This window comes from Bacillus cereus group sp. BfR-BA-01356 (genome assembly GCF_022663635.1).
Classification (GTDB): Bacteria; Bacillota; Bacilli; order Bacillales; family Bacillaceae_G; genus Bacillus_A; species Bacillus_A cereus.
Window position 1 is genome coordinate 26,471 of the sequence record NZ_JAKUFX010000051.1, and the last position, 9,371, is coordinate 35,841.

A 9,371-nucleotide genomic window follows, 5' to 3' on the forward strand; every position below is an offset into this window, starting at 1 on the left:
GGGGTGGGGGACTTGCAAGAGGTTTCTGAGTTTCGTATGCCAAAGTCGGTATTATATGGAAGGAATTCGCTTGAAAAACTGGGAGAACAATCAAAAAAGTTAGGGAAAAGAGCTTTTATAGTTACTGATACAATTATGGAAAAATTAGGATATGTTGAAAAGTGTATGCAACAATTAAATAAGAAAGGTATTACTGTTAGTACATATAATAAAGTGGATGCTGAGCCTACAAATATACACGTATTAGAAGCGTTATCTCTTTGTAAAGAGGAAAAGTGCGATTTTATTATCGGTATTGGTGGTGGAAGTTGTATTGATGCTGCGAAAGCAGTAGCGGTTTTATATACAAATGGTGGAGAAGTTGAGGATTATGTCCAAAAGGATATTGAAATAGAAAACAATCCACTACCACTTATTGCAATTCCAACAACTTCTGGTACTGGATCGGAAGTTACAAGTGTAGCAGTAATAACGAATAAAAAAACAGATGTAAAAATGATGATGAAGCATCCTAGTTTTATACCGAAAGTAGCAATTATAGATCCAGTTTTGACAAGTTCATTACCACCACAAATTACGGCAGCAACAGGAATAGATGCATTATGTCATGCGATTGAAGCGTATATTTCTAAAGTTTCACAACCACTCACAGATGTACTTGCTCTTTCAGCTATTGAAAGTATTATGAAATATTTACGTATAGCATATGAAGATGGACGTAATATGGAGGCAAGAGAAGCGATGATGATTGCTTCCTTACAAGCTGGAATTGCATTTTCTAATGCATCAGTTACATTAGTTCATGGAATGTCAAGGCCAGTGGGAGCATTATTTCATGTACCGCATGGAATATCAAATGCCATACTATTACCTACAGTGTTAGAGTTTACAAAAACAAGTGCAATGAAAAGGTTAGCAAAAATTGGACGTAGTTTAAATAAGGATTTGTATTCGAATTCTGATGAGGAAGTAGCAGACTACACACTTGGTGAAATAAAAAAACTTTGCTTTGATCTTCGTATTCCAAATTTAAAAGAATACGGAATCGATGAAATTGAATTTGAAAATGCTATTTCTAAAATGGCATCAGATGCAATTGAAAGTGGTAGCCCAGCTAATAACCCACGTGTTCCATCATATGATGAAATCAAAGAGTTGTATCGAGAGTGTTTTAATTATAAGTATAAAGAATTTATAAAAACATCAGATTGTTAATTTCAGAATATTCTATAAAAAATTCCTTGGAAATGAAAGTAGAATTATTATTTATTATTCCGTTAAAACAAGACTTTATATTCCAAACTTAAAGTCTTGTTTTATTATGTATAATATACATAATAAAACATTGTTATTAGTTCTATAAAAATAGTTTAGGTAGGTGTTTTATATGAAAACGATAGGTCTTATAGGTGGTATGAGTTGGGAATCAACTTCTGAATATTATCGAATTATTAATGAAGAAATAAAAGAGAGATTAGGAGGGCTACATTCAGCAAAATGTTTGATTAATAGTGTGGATTTTGAAGAGATTGAACGATGTCAGTCTAGCGGAGATTGGGATGGTGCTGGAGAAATTCTAGGGAATGCGGCATATTCATTACAAAAGGGGGGAGCAGACTTTATAATCATTTGTACAAATACAATGCATAAGGTAGTTGGAAAAATAAAGGCGAAAATTGATATTCCAGTCTTACATATTGCTGATGCAACTGCAAAAGAAATTAAAAGAAAAGACATTCAAAAGGTTGGTCTGCTTGGAACTAAATATACAATGGAGCAAGATTTCTATAAGTCACGTATTGAAGAGCATGATATAAAAGTAATAGTACCATCAGGAACAAATAGAGAAAAAGTAAACGAAGTAATATATACAGAATTATGTTTAGGAAAAATAGTAGTTCAATCTAGAGAGTATTATAAAAGGGTTATAGAAGAATTAGTACAAGAAGGAGCACAAGGAATTATATTAGGTTGTACGGAAATAGGTTTATTAATAAAGCAAGAAAACGTATCAGTCCCGATATTTGATACGACCCATATACATGCAATTGAAGCAGTCAAGGTAGCTTTATATAAATAGATTATAATTATATTATGTAAACTTAATTCGTATATCTGGAAAACATTCAGAAAATATTTTATAATGTAAGTGGTTACATTTAAGGGGGAATGCGTATGTTTTCAGTTCAACCAATCGCATTTGTACATAATGAAAGAAAGGAAATAAAAGATGATGAGTGGGGAGAAGTAAGATCCCGTATAACTTTAACTGAAATGTATGCAGAAGAAAGTATACAAGGGATTGAAGATTTTTCTCATATTGAAGTTGTTTTTTATTTTCATAAAGTAACTGACGAGCAAATTCAGTATTTTGCTAGACATCCTAGAAATAATAAGGATTATCCTGAAGTAGGTATTTTTGCACAGCGCGGAAAAAATCGCCCGAATCGCATAGGTGTAACAATTGTAAAGGTGATCAAAAGAGAAGGTAAATCAATTATTGTTGAGGGATTAGATGCTATTAATGGTACTCCTATATTGGATATAAAACCAATAATGAAAGAGTTTATGCCGAAAGAAGAAATACACCAGCCTAAATGGGCAACGGATATAATGAGACAGTATTGGAAGGGGAATGGAGTAAAATGAGAATATATGAGGCAACAATTGCAGATTTAGATGGACTAGCATCAGTTTTTAATAACTATCGCATGTTTTATAGGCAGGATTCTGATTTAGAAGGTGCAAAAGTATTTTTACGAAATCGAATTGAGAAAAAAGAGTCCGTTATTTTCGTAGCAGTTGAAGGCGGCGAATATATTGGATTCACGCAACTATATCCATCATTTTCTTCCATTTCAATGAAAGAATTATGGATTTTAAATGATTTATTTGTACAAGCGGCGAAGCGTGGAGCCGGAACAGGTAAAAAATTATTAGAAGCTGCTAAAGAATACGCATTAGAAAATGGAGCAAAAGGTGTAAAATTGCAAACAGAGATTGATAATTTATCAGCACAACGATTATACGCTGAAAATGGCTATTTGAGAGATAATCGTTATTTCCATTACGAATTAACGTTTTAAAAAATTAAGTTGAAAGAGGCATTTTCAAGAAAAAGAATTTCTTTGTAATGAGAAATTCTTTTTTATTTTTGCCTAAATTAAAAAACATGACAAAAATAAAACGATATTTATTTATTGTTAAACAATAAATGTTGTGATAAAATTATGTTGCCATTAAATAAGTGAGGTATTGTAAATGAATCTTAAACGAAGTTCAACAACGTTCTTAAAAGTAATTATTTTTCTTGCTGGAATTTCAGTACTTGCTTTATGCATATTTTTAGTGCCGGAAATGGCGAATTTCGCAGCAAATTTGTATCCTAATATTGCTCCGATGAAATATCTTGTTTTCATTGTGATGTATGGAGCAGCTGTGCCTTTTTACGTTGCTCTTTATCAGGCTTTCAATCTTTTACAGTACATTGATGAGAACACAGCGTTCTCGGAATTATCAGTAAAGGCGTTAAAGAATATAAAGCGCTGTGCAATTACAATCAGTGGTTTGTATGTATTAAGTTTGCCACTTTTTCATTTTATAGCGAAAAAAATGGACCCTCCTATTGGGCTAGTGGGACTCATTATCGTTTTTGCTTCGCTCGTTATCGCCGTTTTTGCTGCTATCCTCCAACGACTTCTACAAGAAGCAATTCACATAAAATCAGAAAATGATTTGACGGTCTGAGGTGGCGGATATGACAATCATTATTAATATTGACGTCATGTTAGCAAAACGAAAAATGAGTGTAACGGAGCTTTCGGAGAAGGTTGGAATTACGATGGCGAATCTTTCTATTTTGAAAAATGGGAAAGCAAAAGCGGTTCGTTTTTCAACATTAGAAGCGATATGTAAAGCTTTGGAGTGTCAGCCAGGGGATATTTTGGAGTATAAAAACGATGAGAATACTCAATAAAAACAGATAACAAATGTAAATAATAGAAGTCAATAAAGAAGGGATAGCCACTAAGCTATTCCTTCTTTACGTTAATTGCTGTTACTAATAAAAAATATAATTTGAATTGCAATGTTTGCGTATCAAAAGGGAACTTGCTACCTTTTGAGGTGATCTGTTTTGTGGAATACAATTATTTGCCAAAAAGGCTATTTTAACTATGTTTTAAATTATTTCGGGTGAATCAAAATTTTCATTTGTATTATAGTTGATTTAAAACCCAGTTTGTTGCATCTTCAAAGTTATCTGCAATGTAGTTTGGTTCAATATGTGCCCATTTGTCTCGGTACGTATGCAAAGCATCATACCCAGCGCCTGTTCGGACTAGAATCGTAGTCGCATTTACTTTTGCTCCTGCAACAATATCAGTCCAACGATCACCAACTACAGCACATTGTGTTAAATTAAGTCCATGTTTTTTTGCTGCTTTAAGCAGCATGCCTGTACTTGGTTTACGGCATTCACAACCATCACCGTGTTTATGAGGACATACATAAATATCATCAAAACCGAAGCCTTCTAATTCTTGTACAAAATCGGCTACAGTTGCTATTCCATCTGCGATACCGGGTTGATTTGTGAAAGAGAAAATTTTTATATTTTTAGCTTTTAGTTTTTGCAAGGATGTTTTTGTGAATGGAAATAATGTAAAGGATCCTGGATAATGTATTGTAGTGTCACCACCAATTGTACCGTCACGATCAATGAAAATTGCTTTAATGTTTGTCATAGTTATAGTCCCTTCACTTTATAAAGTAGTTTAAAAATATTTTACAAATCGGTAGCCATTTACTTCATAACCTAATTTTTTGTAAAAAGGATGAGCTTCTACTCTTTTTGTTCCACTAACTAGCCATGTGCCAATGCAATTATGTTTCTTTGCTAATTGCTCGGCATAATCCATCAAAACTTGTCCAATGCCTTTCCGTCGTATGTTAGAATCAACGCTAATAATTGAAATCTCTCCATAACGTGTTACATCTTCTAAATTTTCACGTATACGAAATCCAAGTAATCCAAATATAGATTCTTCTTCCTCGTAAACATATAAAAAATCAAACGGACTCATTTGTACGAATTGTAGGCGGTTGTTCATATCTTCATAGGAAATAGAGGAACCTTTTAATTCTTTCGTTAAAGAACAAAGTGCGTCTATATCATCTATCGTTGCTTCACGAATTTGAAAAGACATATTATCAACTCCAATAAAATGTAATCAAACATTTAATATTCTGTTAAAAAATGTTTTTTCCTGCTATGAAAATAAATATTTTATAATAATATATAGATAATTATATGTTATTATTTTCCTTGATTGTATTAGAAATGGAAAGAGGGGAAATACATGTTAGAAGTAAATATCCGCTCAGCTGGATATGAAATAGGCGAAAAAACAATTCATGATATAGCTTTTTCTATCGAAAAAGGTGAACTAGTTACTCTTATTGGAGCGAATGGTGCTGGGAAAAGTACGACGATTAAAACGATACTCGGATTACTTGTAAATATGGACGGTGAAATATCATTCGGTGAAAAGAAAAATCCGTATGCATACGTACCAGAACATCCAACATACTATGATTACTTGACGCTCTGGGAACATATTGAATTATTAATGGCAGCTCGTGGAAGTGAAATGGGAAGTTGGGAAGAACGAGCGGAACAATTATTACATACTTTTCGAATGAATAAGCATAAACATGAGTATTTATCAAAGTTTTCAAAAGGCATGAAACAAAAATCTATGCTAATATTGGAGTTTTTAACTGAGCCAGATTTTTATATCATTGACGAACCTTATATCGGTTTAGATCCAGTAGCTACGAAAGAGTTTTTAAATTATTTATATAAAGAAAAAGAGCGCGGGGCAGGAATTTTGCTTTGTACGCACGTATTAGATACTGCTGAAAAAATTTGTGAAAGATTTTTACTCATTTCACAAGGTACATTAGTCGCAGATGGACATTTAGAATCTATTCAAATATTAGCGGAAATGCCGGGTAGTTCATTATTAGACTGCTTTGATGTAATTGTAAGGCGTGAACAACATGATTAAACAACAATTTTATAAGAGATTACGCCATGAACTCCAGCGGAAATGGAAGTCTATATGTTCGGTAACAGATTGGACAGTCGCATTATATATTATTATTCCAGCACTTATATTTATGGGAATCTATTATAGGTCACTATGGATAAATGAATTATCAACGGAAGAGACGATGTATTTCGGATTAGGATTACTCGCATTTTATTTAGTAACATATCCAAGAGGAGTTCGTTCATTTTTTGAGCAAGCGGATAGTTTATTTTTAATTTCGTATGCAACACATATGCGAAAATTAGTCCAGTATGGCATGATGTACACAGTTGTTCGAATAGCGATAACGAATATAATAGTAGTCGTTATTATGTTACCGGTGTTGATGAAAAGTATCGAAGTAACAGAGATACAAGTCCTATTATTTTGGGTATTCTTTACTATATTTCGATTTATGTTGTCGTTGTTAACGAGATTTGTTCATGTACATGTGGGGAAACGATGGATTTTATGGATTGTAAAAAATGTAGTATTTTCTATGAGCGTGTCCTTTTTTGGAATTAGTTTATTTTTTATTTATAAAAATCCGTTGTATTCAATTTTATTTATCGGTCTAGTAATTTTCTTAAGTAGTGTATTAGTAAAAGAGAAAATGAATTATAAAAAGTTCTTTTTTAAAGAAATCGAGAAAGAAAAGGAGGAAAGCATGCGCTGGACGAGCGGAATTATGCAAGTTGGTGATCATGCGGCTAAACCGAGTAGTTCGAATAAAAAACCGTGGATGTTTCCGCGCTCTAAAAGACTTTTAGGGAAAAAAGCTGATTCTCGTATTGTCGAATCTTTTTTGAAAGAATTTTTCCGTACAAGTACTGCACGAATATTTTATATTCAAATTGTATGTATCAGTACTGCAAGTATAATTATGACTCCAAGGTGGATTGCAGCTATTGTTCTCGTATTTGCTGTAGTTGCAATTTCTCGCTATGCACGTGATTATTGGAATGAATTTACGAATAAGATGTTTCTTCGTTTATATTGTGATGAAGGGAAATTACTATTGTTAAGATGGAAGGCAGATCGTTATTTATTACTACCAGCAATACTTTTATATGGAATAGTTATACTTTCACAGTTTTATTTATTGCCAGCTGTGGTAGGCAGCGTTGTTTTTATTTTATTAATTGTATGGATTGTATTTGTACCATTAAAAAAGAGCCATTGACGGCTCTTTTTCTAGTCTGTAACACATTGATAAATAAAATATACTAAAACGAGTATACTTGCGGCGGAATACATGACATCTAAAGTCATCTGATCGCCTCCTTATTGTTGTTGTATTTTTATTGTATGAAATCTTACAATTTCATATTCAAGTGAAAAATATGTGAACGTTAACAAAAATGTAAAGTGCAAAAATTACAATCATTTTGTATAATAGAAGAAACCACCGTTATATAAAAAATAATGAGTGAAAGGGGAGGGAACATAAATGCCAAATTGGTTTAGAAAAACCTTAGTCGCATTAATTACCGTGTTTACATTTGGTTTAGTGACGCCTCCTTCCATATTACTTGATAATGCCAAAGCTGCGGACAAGCCTACGAGCACAGCTGGGCAACAAAGTTTGGAGAGCACGTCCTATACATATGAAGAAACGAATGACAGGTTAACCACCGATACTTTTATTACTTATGCAATGCAAGAAGCAGAGAAGCAGTCGATGCAAAAGTTTGGTACTAAAATTGGTCCAGTAATTGAAGATGAGTTTAAAGATGTAATATTACCGAAAATTGAAGAGGCAATTGCTGAGCTTGCTAGTGATGTACCAGAAGATTCACTACAATCATTAGCGATTTCTCAAAAACCAGCTGGTGGAAATAATGAGAAGATTTTTCACGTCTACGATACGAAATCTGGAAATGATTTATTGCGTTTCCATGTAAGAAGAGATCATCCACCGCAAGATGGTTATTATTTTAATTTCCATTACCACCGTTTTGATGATGGATACTCTGGACATCATGAGTTAGGAAATATTTATTGGAATACGAATGTACCACCGAAATGGTTGTCTTAAAAAGAACAAGAGAAAATCTTGTTCTTTTTTATTTTTATAGAAGGGACAGACAACTATGTTGTTGAATAACATAGGTTTAGAAAAAAGAAGCAAAGGGAGTATGGGAATGCAAAAATATATTGTTTTTGACTTTGATGGCACATTAGTAGATTCACAAAATATATTTGTACCGATTTATAATCAACTTGCTGAAAAACATGGGTATAAAGCAGTAAAGGAAGACGAAATTGAACATTTACGTAAATTAACGATGCCAGAGAGATGTAAACAACTTAATGTACCACTGTATAAACTACCGATATTAGCGTTGGAATTTTATAAATTATATCAGCCTGCTATAAAAAATCTCGTTTTGTTCCATGGGATGAAAGAAGTATTAGATGAACTACATAAAAAAGGCTACGGAATTGCAGTCATATCATCGAACTCAGAAGAGCATATTCGGGCGTTTTTACACAAGAATGGTATCGAAAATATTCAAGAAGTGTATTGTTCTAAAAATTTGTTTGGTAAAGATAAAATGATAAAAAGATTTTTGAAATCAAAAAAAATAACAGAGAAAGATATGTTATATGTCGGTGATGAACAGCGAGACGTAGCAGCGTGTAAAAAGGCTGGAGTGAACGTAATTTGGGTATCTTGGGGATATGATGTTATTGAAACAGTGAAAAAAGATGCACCAGATTACATGGTTCATAAGCCGATGGAAATTGTGCAAGTAGTACAAGGAGCGTATTCTTAATATGAATACACTGCGAGCAGGCATTCATCATATTGAATTTTGGGTAGCAAATTTAGAGGAATCCATTTCTTTTTATAATAAGTTGTTTTCCATAATTGGGTGGAGAAAGTTAAATGAAGTAGCATATAGCACAGGAGAAAGTGAAATATACTTTAAAGAAGTAGATGAGGAAATTGTAAGGACGTTAGGGCCTAGACATATTTGTTATCAAGCTATTCATAGAGAAGTAGTTGATGAAGTAGCAGATTTTCTTTCTAGTACGAAAGTCAAGGTAATACGTGGTCCAATTGAAATGGATCATTATTCGGAAGGTTATTATACGATTGATTTTTACGATCCGAATGGATTTATTGTAGAAGTTGCCTATACACCAAATGCAGAAATGTAAGACCTGCGGTAGTATGTCAACTGAAAAATAATATCTTTTGAAGTTATCAAAGGACAAATTGCTTAAAAAAGACATCACGAAACTAGACCAGTATTTTATGTAAAATAC

At 32.9% G+C, this 9,371-nt stretch carries 13 protein-coding genes; 11 read left to right on the top strand and 2 right to left on the bottom strand.

Going from position 1 to position 9,371, the window contains the following annotated elements; genetic code table 11:
- The first annotated feature begins 12 nt into the window (after positions 1 to 12).
- The 6 genes from MR168_RS17640 (at position 13) to MR168_RS17665 (ending at position 3,976) form a co-directional block, all read left to right on the top strand.
- Complete coding sequence (locus tag MR168_RS17640) at positions 13 to 1,215, top strand: iron-containing alcohol dehydrogenase (protein WP_086411914.1); 1,203 nt, start codon at positions 13 to 15, stop codon at positions 1,213 to 1,215.
- A 172-nt stretch (positions 1,216 to 1,387) separates the two neighbouring features.
- On the top strand, positions 1,388 to 2,080 hold the full coding sequence (locus tag MR168_RS17645; RefSeq protein ID WP_086411915.1) for an aspartate/glutamate racemase family protein: 693 nt from the start codon (positions 1,388 to 1,390) through the stop codon (positions 2,078 to 2,080).
- A 95-nt stretch (positions 2,081 to 2,175) separates the two neighbouring features.
- Positions 2,176 to 2,649: an SAM-dependent methyltransferase gene (locus tag MR168_RS17650; protein WP_000493252.1), complete on the top strand. Its 474-nt coding sequence runs from the start codon at positions 2,176 to 2,178 to the stop codon at positions 2,647 to 2,649.
- Positions 2,646 to 3,086: a GNAT family N-acetyltransferase gene (locus MR168_RS17655; protein WP_006925117.1), complete on the top strand. Its 441-nt coding sequence runs from the start codon at positions 2,646 to 2,648 to the stop codon at positions 3,084 to 3,086. The genes MR168_RS17650 and MR168_RS17655 overlap by 4 nt, the downstream gene beginning before the upstream one ends.
- Positions 3,087 to 3,261: 175 nt before the next feature.
- Complete coding sequence (locus MR168_RS17660) at positions 3,262 to 3,747, top strand: DUF2975 domain-containing protein (protein ID WP_006925119.1); 486 nt, start codon at positions 3,262 to 3,264, stop codon at positions 3,745 to 3,747.
- Positions 3,748 to 3,757: 10 nt separating this feature from the next.
- Positions 3,758 to 3,976 (top strand): helix-turn-helix domain-containing protein, encoded by a 219-nt coding sequence (locus tag MR168_RS17665; RefSeq protein WP_000152534.1) that lies wholly within the window; start codon positions 3,758 to 3,760, stop codon positions 3,974 to 3,976.
- 241 nt (positions 3,977 to 4,217) lie between these two features.
- Here the strand turns inward: MR168_RS17665 and MR168_RS17670 are convergent, their stop codons facing one another.
- Entirely contained in the window at positions 4,218 to 4,745 is a 528-nt protein-coding gene (locus tag MR168_RS17670; RefSeq protein ID WP_000181785.1) for an HAD-IIIA family hydrolase, read from the bottom strand.
- Positions 4,746 to 4,775: 30 nt separating this feature from the next.
- On the bottom strand, positions 4,776 to 5,207 hold the full coding sequence (locus tag MR168_RS17675) for a GNAT family N-acetyltransferase (RefSeq protein WP_006925122.1): 432 nt from the start codon (positions 5,205 to 5,207) through the stop codon (positions 4,776 to 4,778).
- Between the two features lie 153 nt (positions 5,208 to 5,360).
- Between MR168_RS17675 and MR168_RS17680 the strand changes: the two genes are divergently transcribed.
- From MR168_RS17680 to MR168_RS17700, 5 genes are all read left to right on the top strand, one after another.
- Positions 5,361 to 6,071 carry an ABC transporter ATP-binding protein gene (locus MR168_RS17680; RefSeq protein ID WP_006925123.1) on the top strand — a complete coding sequence of 237 codons (711 nt, stop codon included), beginning with the start codon at positions 5,361 to 5,363 and terminating at the stop codon, positions 6,069 to 6,071.
- Positions 6,064 to 7,278: an ABC transporter permease gene (locus MR168_RS17685; RefSeq protein WP_086411916.1), complete on the top strand. Its 1,215-nt coding sequence runs from the start codon at positions 6,064 to 6,066 to the stop codon at positions 7,276 to 7,278. The genes MR168_RS17680 and MR168_RS17685 overlap by 8 nt, the downstream gene beginning before the upstream one ends.
- Before the next feature lie 267 nt (positions 7,279 to 7,545).
- A complete protein-coding gene (locus tag MR168_RS17690; RefSeq protein WP_001134421.1) occupies positions 7,546 to 8,133 on the top strand; it encodes a YpjP family protein in 588 nt (195 codons plus the stop codon).
- 106 nt (positions 8,134 to 8,239) lie between these two features.
- Positions 8,240 to 8,875 (top strand): HAD family hydrolase, encoded by a 636-nt coding sequence (locus MR168_RS17695; protein WP_025687389.1) that lies wholly within the window; start codon positions 8,240 to 8,242, stop codon positions 8,873 to 8,875.
- Position 8,876: 1 nt separating this feature from the next.
- Positions 8,877 to 9,263, top strand: a complete 387-nt coding sequence (locus tag MR168_RS17700) for a VOC family protein (RefSeq protein ID WP_001094666.1) — start codon at positions 8,877 to 8,879, stop codon at positions 9,261 to 9,263.
- Positions 9,264 to 9,371: the final 108 nt, after the last annotated feature.

What these genes read in the sequence shown, in the direction of transcription:
- MR168_RS17645 (WP_086411915.1), top strand. Translation starts at nt 1,388, where the DNA reads ATGAAAACGATAGGTCTTATAGGTGGTATGAGTTGGGAATCAACTTCT.
- MR168_RS17650 (WP_000493252.1), top strand. Translation starts at nt 2,176, where the DNA reads ATGTTTTCAGTTCAACCAATCGCATTTGTACATAATGAAAGAAAGGAA.
- MR168_RS17655 (WP_006925117.1), top strand. Translation starts at nt 2,646, where the DNA reads ATGAGAATATATGAGGCAACAATTGCAGATTTAGATGGACTAGCATCA.
- MR168_RS17660 (WP_006925119.1), top strand. Translation starts at nt 3,262, where the DNA reads ATGAATCTTAAACGAAGTTCAACAACGTTCTTAAAAGTAATTATTTTT.
- MR168_RS17665 (WP_000152534.1), top strand. Translation starts at nt 3,758, where the DNA reads ATGACAATCATTATTAATATTGACGTCATGTTAGCAAAACGAAAAATG.
- MR168_RS17670 (WP_000181785.1), bottom strand. Translation starts at nt 4,745, where the DNA reads ATGACAAACATTAAAGCAATTTTCATTGATCGTGACGGTACAATTGGT.
- MR168_RS17675 (WP_006925122.1), bottom strand. Translation starts at nt 5,207, where the DNA reads ATGTCTTTTCAAATTCGTGAAGCAACGATAGATGATATAGACGCACTT.
- MR168_RS17680 (WP_006925123.1), top strand. Translation starts at nt 5,361, where the DNA reads ATGTTAGAAGTAAATATCCGCTCAGCTGGATATGAAATAGGCGAAAAA.
- MR168_RS17685 (WP_086411916.1), top strand. Translation starts at nt 6,064, where the DNA reads ATGATTAAACAACAATTTTATAAGAGATTACGCCATGAACTCCAGCGG.
- MR168_RS17690 (WP_001134421.1), top strand. Translation starts at nt 7,546, where the DNA reads ATGCCAAATTGGTTTAGAAAAACCTTAGTCGCATTAATTACCGTGTTT.
- MR168_RS17695 (WP_025687389.1), top strand. Translation starts at nt 8,240, where the DNA reads ATGCAAAAATATATTGTTTTTGACTTTGATGGCACATTAGTAGATTCA.
- MR168_RS17700 (WP_001094666.1), top strand. Translation starts at nt 8,877, where the DNA reads ATGAATACACTGCGAGCAGGCATTCATCATATTGAATTTTGGGTAGCA.